The sequence below is a fragment of the Streptomyces sp. SID12501 genome (assembly GCF_010550245.1).
Taxonomy (GTDB): Bacteria; Actinomycetota; Actinomycetes; order Streptomycetales; family Streptomycetaceae; genus Streptomyces.
In genome coordinates, this window is record NZ_JAAGLU010000010.1 from 154,551 (window position 1) to 167,479 (window position 12,929).

General features: G+C 70.8%; 17 protein-coding genes. 16 read left to right on the top strand and 1 reads right to left on the bottom strand.

From position 1 onward, the window contains the following. The first annotated feature begins 3 nt into the window (after positions 1-3). From G3I71_RS50320 to hisF, 5 genes are read left to right on the top strand one after another with little or no spacing between them, the layout of a single operon-like run. Positions 4-168: a hypothetical protein gene (locus G3I71_RS50320; RefSeq protein WP_203690639.1), complete on the top strand. Its 165-nt coding sequence runs from the start codon at positions 4-6 to the stop codon at positions 166-168. Further along, the gene (hisH, locus tag G3I71_RS14265) at positions 159-815 is read left to right on the top strand and encodes an imidazole glycerol phosphate synthase subunit HisH (protein ID WP_164314642.1); all 657 of its coding nucleotides are present in this window, start codon (positions 159-161) and stop codon (positions 813-815) included. The genes G3I71_RS50320 and hisH overlap by 10 nt, the downstream gene beginning before the upstream one ends. After that, positions 815-1,555, top strand: a complete 741-nt coding sequence (gene priA, locus G3I71_RS14270; RefSeq protein ID WP_164314644.1) for a bifunctional 1-(5-phosphoribosyl)-5-((5-phosphoribosylamino)methylideneamino)imidazole-4-carboxamide isomerase/phosphoribosylanthranilate isomerase PriA — start codon at positions 815-817, stop codon at positions 1,553-1,555. Before hisH ends, priA begins: the two co-directional genes overlap by 1 nt. Further along, positions 1,552-1,950: a RidA family protein gene (locus tag G3I71_RS14275; RefSeq protein WP_164314646.1), complete on the top strand. Its 399-nt coding sequence runs from the start codon at positions 1,552-1,554 to the stop codon at positions 1,948-1,950. Before priA ends, G3I71_RS14275 begins: the two co-directional genes overlap by 4 nt. After that, positions 1,947-2,702 carry an imidazole glycerol phosphate synthase subunit HisF gene (gene hisF, locus G3I71_RS14280; protein ID WP_164314648.1) on the top strand — a complete coding sequence of 252 codons (756 nt, stop codon included), beginning with the start codon at positions 1,947-1,949 and terminating at the stop codon, positions 2,700-2,702. The genes G3I71_RS14275 and hisF overlap by 4 nt, the downstream gene beginning before the upstream one ends. Positions 2,703-2,798: 96 nt before the next feature. Here the strand turns inward: hisF and G3I71_RS14285 are convergent, their stop codons facing one another. Continuing rightward, positions 2,799-3,434, bottom strand: a complete 636-nt coding sequence (locus G3I71_RS14285; RefSeq protein WP_164314651.1) for a TIGR03085 family metal-binding protein — start codon at positions 3,432-3,434, stop codon at positions 2,799-2,801. A 182-nt stretch (positions 3,435-3,616) separates the two neighbouring features. Between G3I71_RS14285 and hisI the strand changes: the two genes are divergently transcribed. From hisI to lgt, 11 genes are all read left to right on the top strand, one after another. After that, a complete protein-coding gene (gene hisI / locus G3I71_RS14290) occupies positions 3,617-4,039 on the top strand; it encodes a phosphoribosyl-AMP cyclohydrolase (protein WP_164314653.1) in 423 nt (140 codons plus the stop codon). 11 nt (positions 4,040-4,050) lie between these two features. After that, on the top strand, positions 4,051-5,529 hold the full coding sequence (locus G3I71_RS14295; protein ID WP_164314655.1) for an anthranilate synthase component I: 1,479 nt from the start codon (positions 4,051-4,053) through the stop codon (positions 5,527-5,529). Positions 5,530-5,599: 70 nt separating this feature from the next. Continuing rightward, the gene (locus G3I71_RS14300) at positions 5,600-6,247 is read left to right on the top strand and encodes a TIGR02234 family membrane protein (protein ID WP_164314657.1); all 648 of its coding nucleotides are present in this window, start codon (positions 5,600-5,602) and stop codon (positions 6,245-6,247) included. Between the two features lie 275 nt (positions 6,248-6,522). After that, complete coding sequence (locus tag G3I71_RS14305) at positions 6,523-6,777, top strand: HGxxPAAW family protein (RefSeq protein WP_164314659.1); 255 nt, start codon at positions 6,523-6,525, stop codon at positions 6,775-6,777. A 92-nt stretch (positions 6,778-6,869) separates the two neighbouring features. Beyond that, on the top strand, positions 6,870-7,319 hold the full coding sequence (locus G3I71_RS14310; protein ID WP_203730240.1) for a DUF2752 domain-containing protein: 450 nt from the start codon (positions 6,870-6,872) through the stop codon (positions 7,317-7,319). 166 nt (positions 7,320-7,485) lie between these two features. Beyond that, on the top strand, positions 7,486-8,295 hold the full coding sequence (trpC, locus tag G3I71_RS14315) for an indole-3-glycerol phosphate synthase TrpC (RefSeq protein ID WP_164314661.1): 810 nt from the start codon (positions 7,486-7,488) through the stop codon (positions 8,293-8,295). A gap of 21 nt (positions 8,296-8,316) precedes the next feature. After that, positions 8,317-8,484, top strand: coding sequence for a tryptophan biosynthesis modulator TrpM (trpM, locus tag G3I71_RS52920; RefSeq protein WP_369335569.1), 168 nt, complete (start codon positions 8,317-8,319; stop codon positions 8,482-8,484). Positions 8,485-8,718: 234 nt separating this feature from the next. After that, positions 8,719-10,011 (top strand): tryptophan synthase subunit beta, encoded by a 1,293-nt coding sequence (trpB, locus tag G3I71_RS14320; protein WP_164314664.1) that lies wholly within the window; start codon positions 8,719-8,721, stop codon positions 10,009-10,011. Next, on the top strand, positions 10,008-10,841 hold the full coding sequence (gene trpA, locus G3I71_RS14325; RefSeq protein ID WP_343242960.1) for a tryptophan synthase subunit alpha: 834 nt from the start codon (positions 10,008-10,010) through the stop codon (positions 10,839-10,841). The genes trpB and trpA overlap by 4 nt, the downstream gene beginning before the upstream one ends. Positions 10,842-10,931: 90 nt before the next feature. Continuing rightward, a complete protein-coding gene (locus G3I71_RS14330) occupies positions 10,932-11,708 on the top strand; it encodes a thioredoxin domain-containing protein (RefSeq protein WP_164314666.1) in 777 nt (258 codons plus the stop codon). A gap of 137 nt (positions 11,709-11,845) precedes the next feature. Further along, on the top strand, positions 11,846-12,880 hold the full coding sequence (gene lgt / locus G3I71_RS14335) for a prolipoprotein diacylglyceryl transferase (RefSeq protein ID WP_164314668.1): 1,035 nt from the start codon (positions 11,846-11,848) through the stop codon (positions 12,878-12,880). Positions 12,881-12,929 lie beyond the last annotated feature (49 nt).

Here is a 12,929-nt window from a genome sequence, read left to right on the forward strand (position 1 = left end):
GCCATGAGCGGCCTCTCCACCATCCTGATCGTCGTCGGACTCTTCCTGCTCGGCGGGATCTACTCCTTCGTCAAGCAGAAGATGCCGATGAGCCTCATCGTGCTGCTCTCGATCGGCGCCGCGATGTGTCTGGTCGCCGGTGTCATGAGGCTGGAGGTATGGAATTGAGCGCATCCGGAGCATCCAAGAAGGTCGTCGTCTTCGACTACGGCTTCGGGAACGTGCGGTCCGCCGAACGCGCTCTCGCGCGCGCGGGCGCCGACGTCGAGATAACGCGTGACTTCGACACGGCCATGAACGCGGACGGGCTGCTGGTGCCCGGCGTCGGTGCCTTCGCCGCCTGTATGCAGGGCCTCAAGGAGGCGCGCGGCGACTGGATCGTCGGGCGCCGGCTGTCCGGCGGGCGACCCGTGCTGGGCATCTGCGTGGGCATGCAGATCCTCTTCGCGCGCGGTATCGAGCACGGCGTCGAGACCGAGGGCCTCGACGAGTGGCCCGGCTCCGTCGAGCCGCTCCAGGCCGACATCGTGCCCCACATGGGCTGGAACACCGTCGAGGCCCCGGCCGACTCCCAGCTCTTCGCGGGGCTGGACGCCGACGCGCGCTTCTACTTCGTCCACTCGTACGCCGTCCACGACTGGTCCCTGGAGATCACGAACGCGGCGATGCGCGCCCCCAGGGTCACCTGGTCGACGCACGGCGAGCCCTTTGTGTCCGCCGTCGAGAACGGCGCCCTGTGGGCCACCCAGTTCCACCCCGAGAAGTCCGGCGACGCCGGAGCGCAGCTGCTGAACAACTGGATCGGAACCCTCTGATGCCCTCGCTCTCTTCCGCGAAGCTCGAACTCCTCCCCGCCGTCGACGTCCGCGACGGCCAGGCCGTCCGCCTCGTGCACGGCGAGTCCGGTACGGAGACCTCGTACGGCTCCCCCCTGGAGGCCGCCCTCGCCTGGCAGCGCTCGGGCGCCGAGTGGCTGCACCTGGTCGACCTGGACGCGGCCTTCGGCACCGGTGACAACCGCGAGCTGATCGCCGAGGTCGCCGGCGCGATGGACATCAAGGTGGAGCTGTCCGGAGGCATCCGCGACGACGACACGCTGGCCGCCGCCCTCGCCACCGGCTGCACCCGGGTGAATCTCGGCACGGCCGCCCTGGAGACCCCGGAGTGGGTCGCCAAGGTCATCGCCGAGCACGGCGACAAGATCGCGGTCGGTCTGGACGTACGCGGAACCACCCTCCGCGGACGCGGCTGGACCCGGGACGGCGGCGACCTCTACGAGACGCTGGAGCGCCTCAACTCCGAGGGCTGCGCGCGGTATGTCGTGACCGACATCGCCAAGGACGGCACGCTCCAGGGCCCGAACCTGGAGCTGCTGCGCAACGTGTGCGCGGCGACCGACCGCCCGGTCGTGGCCTCCGGCGGCGTGTCGTCGCTGGACGACCTGCGGGCCATCGCCGAGCTGGTACCCCTCGGTGTCGAGGGCTCCATCGTCGGGAAGGCCCTGTACGCGAAGGCGTTCACCCTGGAAGAGGCCTTGGAGGCGGTGGCGAAGTGAGTGATGTACGGCGTGTCACGACCGGTGCGCCCTGGGAGGACACCTTCGGGTACTCCCGCGCGGTGGAGCTGCCGAACGGCCTGGTGCTGGTCTCCGGCTGCACCTCCATCGTGGACGGTGAGATCGCCGGCGGCGGTCCCTACGAGCAGGCGATCAACGCCTTCAACGTCGCCTTCGCGGCGCTGGAGCAGCTGGGGCTCGGCCGCGACGACGTGGTGCGCACGCGCATGTACATCACCCACGCGCGGGACGTGGACGACATCGGACGTGCTCACAAGGAGCTGTTCGACTCCGTCCGGCCCGCCGCATCCATGATCATCGTTGCCGGCCTCGTGGACCCCAGTCTGGTCGTCGAGGTCGAGGTGGAGGCGTTCAGAGGGGTGGCAGCGGCATGACCCTCGCCGTACGAGTCATCCCCTGCCTGGACGTGGACAACGGCCGGGTCGTCAAGGGCGTCAACTTCCAGAACCTCCGCGACGCGGGCGACCCCGTCGAGATGGCCAAGGTGTACGACGCCGAGGGCGCCGACGAACTGACGTTCCTGGACATCACCGCCTCCTCGGGCAACCGCGAGACCACCTACGACGTGGTGCGGCGCACCGCCGAGCAGGTGTTCATCCCGCTGACCGTGGGAGGCGGGGTGCGCGCGGCCGAGGACGTCGACAAGCTGCTGCGCGCCGGCGCCGACAAGGTGGGCGTCAACACGGCCGCCATCGCGCGTCCCGACCTGATCCGCGAGATCGCCGAGCGGTTCGGCCGCCAGGTGCTGGTGCTGTCCGTGGACGCCCGCCGCACCGAATCCGGGTCCTTCGAGGTCACCACCCACGGCGGCCGGCGCGGTACCGGTATCGACGCCGTCGAGTGGGCGCACCAGGCCGCCGAACTGGGCGCCGGCGAGATCCTGCTCAACTCGATGGACGCGGACGGCACGAAGGACGGCTACGACATCGAGATGATCGAGGCCGTACGCAAGCACGTACGCGTGCCGCTGATCGCCAGCGGGGGTGCTGGTCGGCTCGCCGACTTCCCGCCCGCTGTGGCGGCGGGGGCGGACGCCGTCCTGGCCGCGTCTGTCTTCCACTTCGGGGATCTGCGGATCGGGCAGGTCAAGGATGTCCTGCGCGTGGCGGGACATCCTGTTCGCTGAGTGCCGTTTTTCGCCGCGGGTTCGTTGTGGCTGGTCGCGCAGTTCCCCGCGCCCCTGAACAGCGCCCCTGTCGGGGGCGCTGTTCAGGGGGCCTCCTCAGATGCCCAGCCGCTTCGACTCGTGCAGCTTCGTGATCGCGTCCTTGTCGCCCTCCAGTTCCACGTCGGCGACGTCCTGGCGACCGTACACGAACAGGAGCAGCTCGGACGGCTCGCCGGTCACCGTGACCACCGGGGTGCCTCGGTGGGCGACCGCCGTCTGGCCGTCCGGGCGGCGCAGTACCAGGCCCGTCGCCGCGCCGCGGCCCGTCAGACGGGCGGTGCGCTCCAGCCGGGACCACAGGGCGTCCTGGAAGACCGGGTCCAGCTCGCGGGGCGTCCAGTCGGGCCGAGCCCGGCGGACGTCCTCCGTGTGGACGTAGAACTCGACGGTGTTCGAGGCCTCGTCCACCTGCTTCAGTGAGAACGGCGAGAAACGCGGCGGGCCGGTACGGATCAACTGGATCAGCTCGTCGTACGGCTTTTCGGCGAACTCCGCCATCACCCGCTCCAGCCGGGAGCCGAGCTGCTTGATCAGCAGTCCGCCGGCGGCGTCCGGGCGGCGCTCGCGCACCACCACGTGAGCCGCGAGATCACGGGTCCGCCAGCCCTCGCACAGGGTCGGCGCGTCGGGACCCTCGGTCTCCAACAGGTCGGCGAGAAGAAGTCGTTCACGCTTCGCGTAGGTAGACATGCCAGCAAGCGTACGACTGTCCCCACGGTCCGCCCACCCGTCTCCCGGCCATCACCCCTCACCGAGACTCCCCCAGTGCCTTGGAGGCCGCCTTGGAGGCCTGGGGGACCCCCACCGCGCCGCCCCTATCCATTCAATGGACATCCAGGGGGAGTGTCAGTGGGGCGCGGCACAATGGCCCCATGACCAGCAGCACGCCCCCGCCCAGCAGGACCGGCCCCAGCCCCCTGGCCCCGGAGATCGCCGCGCGCCTCAAGCGCGGCCCCGACGGTCTCGTCCCCGCCGTCGCCCAGCAGTACGACACCGGTGAGGTGCTCATGCTCGGCTGGATGGACGACGAGGCACTGCACCGCACCCTGACCACCGGCCGCTGCACCTACTGGTCCCGCAGCCGCCAGGAGTACTGGGTCAAGGGCGACACGTCCGGCCACTTCCAGCACGTCAAGTCCGTCGCCCTCGACTGCGACGCCGACACCGTGCTCGTCAAGGTCGACCAGGTGGGCGCCGCCTGCCACACCGGTGCGCGGAACTGCTTCGACGCCGACGTCCTGCTCGACGTGACGTTCGGCGACGCCGATTCCGGCGTCGTCCCACAGGGTCAGTAAGGTCAGCCGCCATGGACCTCGAGACCTTCCGCAAGCTGGCCACCGACCGGCGCGTCATCCCCGTCACCCGCAAGCTCCTCGCCGACGGCGACACCCCGGTCGCGCTCTACCGCAAGCTCGCCGCCGAGCGCCCCGGCACCTTCCTGCTGGAGTCCGCCGAGAACGGTCGGTCCTGGTCCCGCTACTCCTTCGTCGGCGTCCGCTCCGGCGCCACCCTCACGGCCCGCGACGGCGAGGCCCACTGGCTCGGCACCCCGCCGGTCGGCGTGCCCACGGACGGTGACCCGCTCGCCGCCCTGCGCGCCACCATCGAGACGCTCCACACCCCCCACCAGGAGGGCCTGCCGCCCTTCACCGGCGGCATGGTCGGCTACCTCGGGTACGACATCGTGCGCCGCCTGGAGAAGATCGGCCCCGGCGAGCGCGACGACCTCGAGCTGCCCGAGCTGACCATGCTGCTCACCAGCGACCTGGCCGTCATGGACCACTGGGAGGGCTCGGTCCTGCTGATCGCCAACGCGATCAACCACAACGACCTCGACACCGGCGTCGACGAGGCCCACGCCGACGCCGTGGCCCGCCTCGACGCCATGCAGGCCGACCTCTCGCGCGCGGTCTCCCAGCCGCCCGCCGCGCTCCCGCCCTCCGAACTCCCCGAGTACACGGCCCTGTGGGGCGGCCCCGACTACCAGGTAGCCGTCGAGGACATCAAGGAGCGGATCCGGGCCGGGGAGGCCTTCCAGGTGGTCCCCTCCCAGCGCTTCGAAACACCGTGCACGGCAAGCGCGTTGGACGTCTACCGGGTTCTGCGCGCCACCAACCCGTCCCCGTACATGTACCTGTTCCGCTTCGACGGGTTCGATGTCGTCGGATCGTCCCCCGAGGCCCTCGTCAAGGTCGAGGACGGGCGCGCCATGGTCCACCCCATCGCGGGCACCCGGCACCGCGGGGCGACCCCGCAGGAGGACCAGGCCCTCGCCGAGGAACTGCTCGCCGACCCCAAGGAGCGCGCCGAGCACCTCATGCTCGTCGACCTCGGGCGCAACGACCTCGGCCGGGTCTGCGAGCCCGGCTCCGTCGAGGTCGTCGACTTCATGTCCGTCGAGCGGTACTCGCACGTCATGCACATCGTCTCGACCGTCACCGGCCGCGTGGCGCCCGGCCGCACCGCCTTCGACGTCCTGACGGCCTGCTTCCCGGCCGGCACGCTCTCCGGGGCGCCCAAGCCGCGCGCGATGCAGATCATCGACGAACTGGAGCCGTCCAGGCGGGGGTTGTACGGCGGAGCCGTCGGCTATCTCGACTTCGCGGGCGACTCCGACACCGCCATCGCCATCCGCACGGCCCTCCTGCGCGGCGGCACGGCGTACGTCCAGGCGGGGGCCGGCGTCGTCGCCGACTCCGACCCGGTCGCGGAGGACAACGAGTGCCGCAACAAGGCGGCGGCGGTCCTGCGCGCCGTCCACACCGCGAACCGTCTCGGACAGTAGGGCGTTTCCCGCGAATGGGGCGCTTCTCACGTGAGCCCCGGGTGACGGTTCGCCCGGGGTTCAGGCGATAGTGGGGTACGTGACTGCCGTACCCGTACCTTCCCCGCGTTCCGAAGCCCCTCTTCCCGGCCGGGCCGGCCGGCTCAGCCTCGCCGTCGCCCTGCTGGCCGGTGCGCTCGGCGCGGCCGTCGCGCTGCTCGCCACCCGACAGCGATGGTCGGAGGGCACCACGACGGTGGCCGGCGGCGCCTTCCCGCTGACCGCCAGCGGCAGCGACGTCACGGGCGTGCCCGCGGCCCTCGCCATAGTGGGCCTCGCCGCGCTCGTCGCCGTCTTCGCCGTCCGCCGCTCCGGCCGTCTCCTGGTCGCCGCCCTGCTCGCGCTGTCCGGCGCCGGCACGGTCGCCGCGGCCGTCCTCGGCGCCTCCGACAGCTCCGCGCTCGACGAGAAGGCCGCGCGGGCCACCGGCGACACCGCCGCCACAGTGAGCACCCTCAGCCACACCCCCTGGCCGTACGCGGCTGCCGTCGGCGGCGCGCTGATCCTCCTCGCCGGCCTCCTCGCCCTGCGCTACGGCCGCCTGTGGCCCACCATGTCCGGCCGGTACGAGCGCGGCGGCGTCCCCCGTCAGCGCCCCCGGGCGAGGGCCGTCGACCCCGACCGGCCCGAGGAGATCTGGAAGGCCCTCGACCGGGGCGAGGACCCGACGGGGGCGTAGCGCTCCGCCGGCCGGGCGGTGCGCCGTCTGCGGGTCCGTCGTGGCTGGTCGCGCCCACGCGGCGGAGTCGCAGATGGACGCAGCCTCGCGCCCCTGCCGGGCGCTGCCGCCTTCGCCGGGCCTGCTCAGGCCCGGGGCGACTTGCTGTGTTGACCCCGGGCGTCCTCCACGCGTGCGCGTGCGGGACAATGAGCGCCGAGCGTCCGGCTCACCACGTACTGCGTTCGACAACGCGACAACTCAGCAACCAGCAACTCAGCAACGAGGAGCAAGTCATGGCGGGCAGCAGCCACGGTCACACTTTGGCCGCCTGGACCGGCGTCACCATCACCATCATCGGTTTCTGCGTATCGGGCGCCTTCATGGTGATGGCCGAGCCGCTGGGCTTCTGGGCCGGCATGGTGATCGTGGTTCTCGGCGGTGTCGTCGGCTGGATCATGGCCGCGATGGGCCTCGGCAAGCAGAAGCCGACCACCCAGGGCCGCGAGGGCCATCAGGTCACGCGCGAGCCGGCGGGTGCCGGGAGCTGAACCCCGTTGGGGACCGGTTTTCGGACTGGCAGGGGCGGCCCGGTGAAAGCGCCGGGCCGCCCCTCGCGCGTGTACGCCCCGCAGGGGGCAGAATGCGTGGAGTGAACACCGAGCAGGCTCAGCAGGGCGTGTCGACGGGCGCCGGTGCCGTGGCGGCACGGGTGGCCGTGCCCGCCGGGGTACTCGCGGCCGTGGCCGGGGCCTTCGCCTACGTCGGGACGGTAGACCCCAACCAACCCGGTCACTACCCCGTCTGCCCGCTGCTGCGGCTGACCGGCGTGTACTGCCCAGGCTGCGGCGGACTGCGCAGCGCCTACGCCTTCGTGCACGGCGACTGGGTGACGGCCCTCGGGGCGAACGCGCTCGCCGTGGCGGGATACGTGGCCTTCGCCGTCCTGTGGACCGTCTGGGTGGTTCGCGCGGTGCGCGGACTGCCGATACGGATCGACCTCGGGCCGGTGCAGCTGTGGAGCCTGGGGGCATTGCTGCTGGTCTTCACGGTTGTTCGGAACCTGCCGTTCGGTGGCTGGCTCCACCCTTGATCAAATGATAAATGTCCAGGTAGTGGGACCGGTGTCAACCGGATGCGAGGGGCTTGCCCTCCTCCGGATACCATCGGAGTGACCTACTTTGACAGTTTGTGCAGCTTCAATTGGTGTGAATGGCTTGAACGGCCAATCGCCTACCGTCTGGAAGGGGGCCGCTCGCGTGAGCGTGCTCGACGAGATCATCGACGGAGTCCGTGCCGACCTCGCGGAGCGGCAGGCGCGTGTCAGCCTCGACGAGCTCAAGGAGCGCGCGGCGAAGGCTCCTGCCGCCAAGGACGGGGTCGCCGCACTGCGCGGTGACGGCGTCAAGGTCATCTGCGAGGTCAAGCGGTCCAGCCCCTCCAAGGGCGCTCTCGCGGCGATCGCCGACCCGGCCGGCCTCGCGGCGGACTACGAGGCGGGCGGAGCGGCCGTCATCTCCGTCCTCACCGAACAGCGCCGCTTCGGCGGCTCACTGGCGGACCTGGAGGCGGTGCGCGCCCGGGTGGACATCCCGGTGCTGCGCAAGGACTTCATCGTCACGTCGTACCAGCTGTGGGAGGCGCGGGCGTACGGCGCCGATCTGGCCCTGCTGATCGTCGCCGCCCTTGAGCAGTCCGCCCTGGAGTCCCTCATCGAGCGCGCCGAGTCCATCGGGCTCACGCCGATCGTCGAGGTCCACGACGAGGACGAGGTCGAGCGGGCGGTGGACGCGGGAGCCCGGATCATCGGTGTCAACGCGCGCAACCTGAAGACGCTGGAGGTCGACCGCGCCACGTTCGAGCGGGTCGCCCCCGAGATCCCCGACAGCATCGTCAAGATCGCCGAGTCCGGTATCCGCGGCCCGCACGATCTGATCGCGTACGCCAACGCGGGCGCCGACGCGGTGCTGGTCGGCGAGTCCCTCGTCACCGGCCGTGACCCCAAGTCCGCGGTGTCGGACCTGGTGGCGGCCGGCGAGCACCCGGCGCTGAGGCACGGGCGCGGCTGATCCCCGCTAGAATTGGTCCCGATGACACTCACCCTGACACCCATGGACCGGTACGCCCGCCTCGCGCGCGGCTGCCGCCCCCGTGGCTGCCGTGCGCCCGCGAGGCGTGTGCACGGGCGGCGTGTCCGGTATGTCATCGGGGACGAGCCCGGACAGGTCAACGGCATGCGATGGCCCTGCGGGGCTTGACGGTAGGGGTGCGGCCCGTCTGATCGGGCTGCGCCCTGCGCTGAGCACTTCGCCAGGGGTAGTTCTTCGGCTGCGGGCCCGTTGTGGCTGGTCGCGCAGTTCCCCGCGCCCCTGAAGGGCGTGTCCTGGGCAGCGGAGTTTGCACGGCACCCCCTGTCAGCCCCTCGCGCTGCACGCCATGAACGTGACCCTTGTCCGATCGACCCCGGGGCTCTGCCCCTGCGAGGTAGTCGTATGTCCAGTGAGTTCTTCTTTCCAGATCCGGCGGGCCAAGTACCCGACGTCGACGGGTACTTCGGTGCCTTCGGCGGCAAGTTCATCCCGGAGGCGCTCGTCGCCGCCGTGGACGAGGTCGCCGTCGAGTACGACAAGGCGAAGTCCGACCCGGAGTTCGCCCGTGAGCTCGACGATCTGCTCGTCAACTACACCGGGCGGCCCAGCTCCCTCACCGAGGTGCGCCGGTTCGCCGAGCACGCCGGTGGCGCCCGGGTCTTCCTCAAGCGGGAGGACCTGAACCACACCGGGTCCCACAAGATCAACAACGTGCTCGGGCAGGCCCTTCTCACCAAGAGGATGGGCAAGACCCGGGTCATCGCCGAGACCGGTGCCGGTCAGCACGGGGTCGCCACCGCGACCGCCTGTGCGCTGTTCGGGCTCGAGTGCACCATCTACATGGGCGAGATCGACACCCAGCGCCAGGCCCTCAACGTCGCCCGGATGCGCATGCTCGGCGCCGAGGTCATCGCCGTGAAGTCCGGGTCGCGCACCCTCAAGGACGCCATCAACGAGGCGTTCCGCGACTGGGTCGCCAACGTCGACCGCACGCACTACCTGTTCGGGACCGTGGCCGGACCGCACCCCTTCCCGGCCATGGTGCGCGATTTCCACCGGGTGATCGGTGTCGAGGCCAGGCGGCAGCTTCTGGAACAGGCCGGGCGGCTGCCCGACGCCGCCGTCGCCTGTGTCGGCGGCGGATCCAACGCCATCGGGCTCTTCCACGCCTTCATCCCCGACGCCGGCGTCCGGCTCATCGGGTGCGAGCCCGGCGGGCACGGTGTCGAGACCGGCGAGCACGCCGCCACCCTCACCGCCGGTGAGCCGGGCATCCTGCACGGCTCGCGGTCGTACGTCCTGCAGGACGAGGAGGGGCAGATCACCGAGCCCTACTCCATCTCCGCCGGACTCGACTACCCGGGCATCGGGCCTGAGCACTCCTACCTCAAGGACAGCGGTCGCGCCGAGTACCGCGCGGTGACCGACGACGCCGCCATGCAGGCGCTGCGCCTGCTGTCCCGTACCGAGGGCATCATCCCGGCCATCGAGAGCGCGCACGCGCTGGCCGGTGCGCTGGAGGTCGGCAAGGAGCTCGGCAGGGACGGGCTGATCGTCATCAACCTCTCCGGGCGCGGCGACAAGGACATGGACACCGCCGCCCGGTACTTCGACCTGTACGACACCGAGGCCGACGCCACTGTCGCGGCCAACGCGGGCAGCGTTGCCGCCGAGATCGAGGGGGACGCCAAGTGAGCGGCACTGTGCTTTCCGGGAATGGCGAGCTGCTGAGCGACACCCTCGCCGCTGCCAAGGCCGAGGGCCGGTCCGCGCTCATCGCGTACCTTCCCGCCGGGTTCCCGACCGTCGACGGCGGGATCGACGCCATCAAGGCGGTGTTCGAGGGCGGCGCCGACATCGTCGAGGTCGGGCTGCCGCACAGCGACCCGGTGCTCGACGGGCCGGTCATCCAGACCGCCGACGACATCGCGCTGCGCGGTGGCGTCAAGATCGCGGACGTGATGCGCACGGTCCGGGAGGCGTACGAGGCCACCGGGAAGCCGGTGCTCGTCATGACGTACTGGAACCCGATCGACCGCTACGGCGTCGAGCGGTTCACCGCCGAGCTCGCGGAGGCGGGTGGCGCCGGGTGCATCCTGCCCGACCTGCCCGTGCAGGAGTCGGCGCTGTGGAGGGAGCACGCCGGGAAGCACGGCCTCGCCACCGTGTTCGTCGTCGCGCCCAGCAGCAGGGACGCGCGGCTCGCCGAGATCACGGCGGCGGGCAGCGGGTTCGTGTACGCCGCCTCACTCATGGGCGTCACGGGGACCCGGGTGTCGGTCGGCGCCCAGGCGCAGGACCTGGTCCGGCGTACCCGGGGCACCGGCACCGACCTGCCGGTCTGTGTCGGGCTCGGTGTCTCCGACGCGGCGCAGGCCGCCGAGGTCGCCGGCTTCGCCGACGGTGTGATCGTCGGGTCGGCCTTCGTGAAGCGGATGCTGGACGCCCCGGACCACGCGGCCGGTGTCGAGGCCGTGCGGGAACTCGCCGCCGACCTCGCGAAGGGCGTGCGCGGCACCGCGTAGAGCGAGCGGGACATTTCGTACAGGTCGCCCGAACGGGTGGACCTGGGGCCGGGGGGACGCAATGCGTCTCCCCGGTTCGTTCTGCGGGGTGTGAGCGAGAAGAATCGTGACGGAAAGCGCACCGCCCGTGAGCGGCTGGCGGTCGAGCGTGAGAAGCAGAAGTCCGTGGAGAAGCGGCGGCGGGCGTTGGTCGTGGGCGCCAGTGTCGTCTGCGTGCTGGGACTCGCGGCGGTGATCGGTGTCGTCGCCGCGAACTCCGGAAAGGACAGCAAGAGTGACAGCGCCGGCCCGGTCGTGGCGCCCTCTGGCGCGCAGGGCAAGGACAGCCTCGCGATCCCCGTGGGCGAGGAGAGCGCCAAGTCGACGCTCACCGTGTGGGAGGACTTCCGCTGTCCCGCCTGCCAGTCCTTCGAGACCAACTACCGCGCGGTCATCCATGAGTTGACGGACGCGGGCAAGCTGAAGGTGCAGTACCACCTGGCGACGATCATCGACGGCAACATGGGCGGCAGTGGCTCCCGGCACGCGGCCAACGCCGCCGCCTGTGCCCAGGACGCCGGCAAGTTCACCGCGTACCACGACGTGCTCTACGAGAACCAGCCGCAGGAGACCGACGACGCCTTCGCGAAGGACAGCAGGCTCATCGAGCTGGCGGCGAAGGCCGAGGGGCTCGACACGCCCACCTTCCGGACATGTGTCGAGGACGGCACGCACAACAGCTGGGTCGTGAAGTCGAACCAGGCCTTCCAGAGCGGCCGTTTCGGCGGTACGCCGACCGTGCTGCTCAACGGGAAGAACATCTACCAGGACCAGACGATGACCCCGGCGAAGCTCAAGCAGATGGTCGAGGCCGCCGACAAGGCGTAGGGCCCGGGTGTTCCCAGGGCTTCCCGAGCGCCTCCGGTTCACCGCCTTCAGCGGAACCGGAGGCACCGCCCGTTATGGAGCCGTTGCCCGGGGCGGCTCACATCCGCCGCGTCCGTCAAGGTAGCGTCGGGGCTGCCATGGAAATCGCCTACATTCCCAGTCCGTCGCGCGGGGTGCTGCACCTTGGACCCATTCCGCTGCGCGGCTACGCGTTCTGCATCATCATCGGTGTCTTCGTCGCGGTCTGGCTCGGCAACAAGCGCTGGCTCGCCCGCGGTGGCCGGCCCGGCACGGTGGCCGACATCGCGGTCTGGGCCGTGCCCTTCGGCCTGGTCGGTGGCCGCCTCTATCACGTGATCACGGACTACGAGCTGTACTTCAGCGAGGGCCGCGACTGGGTGGACGCCTTCAAGATCTGGGAGGGCGGCCTCGGTATCTGGGGCGCGATCGCCGTCGGTGGGCTGGGCGCGTGGATCGGCTGCCGCCGACGCGGTATCCCGCTGCCCGCGTGGGCCGACGCCCTCGCCCCGGGTATCGCCCTCGCACAGGCCTGCGGCCGATGGGGCAACTGGTTCAACCAGGAGCTGTACGGGCGGGAGACCACCCTCCCCTGGGCGCTGCACATCACCTCCACGACCGACGGCCGGGTCCCGGGCTACTACCACCCGACGTTCCTGTACGAGTCCCTGTGGTGCGTCGGTGTCGCGCTGCTGGTCATCTGGGCCGACCGCCGTTTCACGCTGGGACACGGCCGGGCGTTCGCGCTGTACGTCGCGACCTACTGCGTCGGCCGCTTCTGGATCGAGTACCTGCGCGTCGACGATGCCCACCACATCCTGGGCATGCGGCTGAACAACTGGACCGCGATCTTCGTCTTCATCCTCGCGGTGATCTACTTCGTGCTCTCGGCGAAGAAGCGGCCGGGCCGGGAGGAAGTCGTGGAACCGGGTGAGGATGTCCCCGACGGTTCGGCGGACGACGGTGCCGAGGGTGCCGACAGCGACAAGAGTGCTGGTGATGGTGAGTCGGCCGAGGTGAAGGCCGAGGCCGGTACGGACGGCAAGACCGGACCCGACGACGAGGCCGAGGACGAGAGCAAGGCCGACTCCGAGGACAGGGCCGAGGTCGAGGCCGGGTCCGGGGCCGAGGCGGAGCCGACCAAGAAGAGTTGATTGTTGGCCGTACGAATAAGAGGGCGCCCCGGTAGGACCGGGGCGCCCT

Excerpts from the sequence above, each read along its gene's own strand:
- G3I71_RS50320 (WP_203690639.1), top strand. The coding sequence starts at position 4 with ATGAGCGGCCTCTCCACCATCCTGATCGTCGTCGGACTCTTCCTGCTC.
- hisH (WP_164314642.1), top strand. The coding sequence starts at position 159 with ATGGAATTGAGCGCATCCGGAGCATCCAAGAAGGTCGTCGTCTTCGAC.
- priA (WP_164314644.1), top strand. The coding sequence starts at position 815 with ATGCCCTCGCTCTCTTCCGCGAAGCTCGAACTCCTCCCCGCCGTCGAC.
- hisF (WP_164314648.1), top strand. The coding sequence starts at position 1,947 with ATGACCCTCGCCGTACGAGTCATCCCCTGCCTGGACGTGGACAACGGC.
- G3I71_RS14285 (WP_164314651.1), bottom strand. The coding sequence starts at position 3,434 with ATGTCTACCTACGCGAAGCGTGAACGACTTCTTCTCGCCGACCTGTTG.
- hisI (WP_164314653.1), top strand. The coding sequence starts at position 3,617 with ATGACCAGCAGCACGCCCCCGCCCAGCAGGACCGGCCCCAGCCCCCTG.
- G3I71_RS14295 (WP_164314655.1), top strand. The coding sequence starts at position 4,051 with ATGGACCTCGAGACCTTCCGCAAGCTGGCCACCGACCGGCGCGTCATC.
- G3I71_RS14305 (WP_164314659.1), top strand. The coding sequence starts at position 6,523 with ATGGCGGGCAGCAGCCACGGTCACACTTTGGCCGCCTGGACCGGCGTC.
- G3I71_RS14310 (WP_203730240.1), top strand. The coding sequence starts at position 6,870 with ATGCGTGGAGTGAACACCGAGCAGGCTCAGCAGGGCGTGTCGACGGGC.
- trpM (WP_369335569.1), top strand. The coding sequence starts at position 8,317 with ATGACACTCACCCTGACACCCATGGACCGGTACGCCCGCCTCGCGCGC.
- trpB (WP_164314664.1), top strand. The coding sequence starts at position 8,719 with ATGTCCAGTGAGTTCTTCTTTCCAGATCCGGCGGGCCAAGTACCCGAC.
- lgt (WP_164314668.1), top strand. The coding sequence starts at position 11,846 with ATGGAAATCGCCTACATTCCCAGTCCGTCGCGCGGGGTGCTGCACCTT.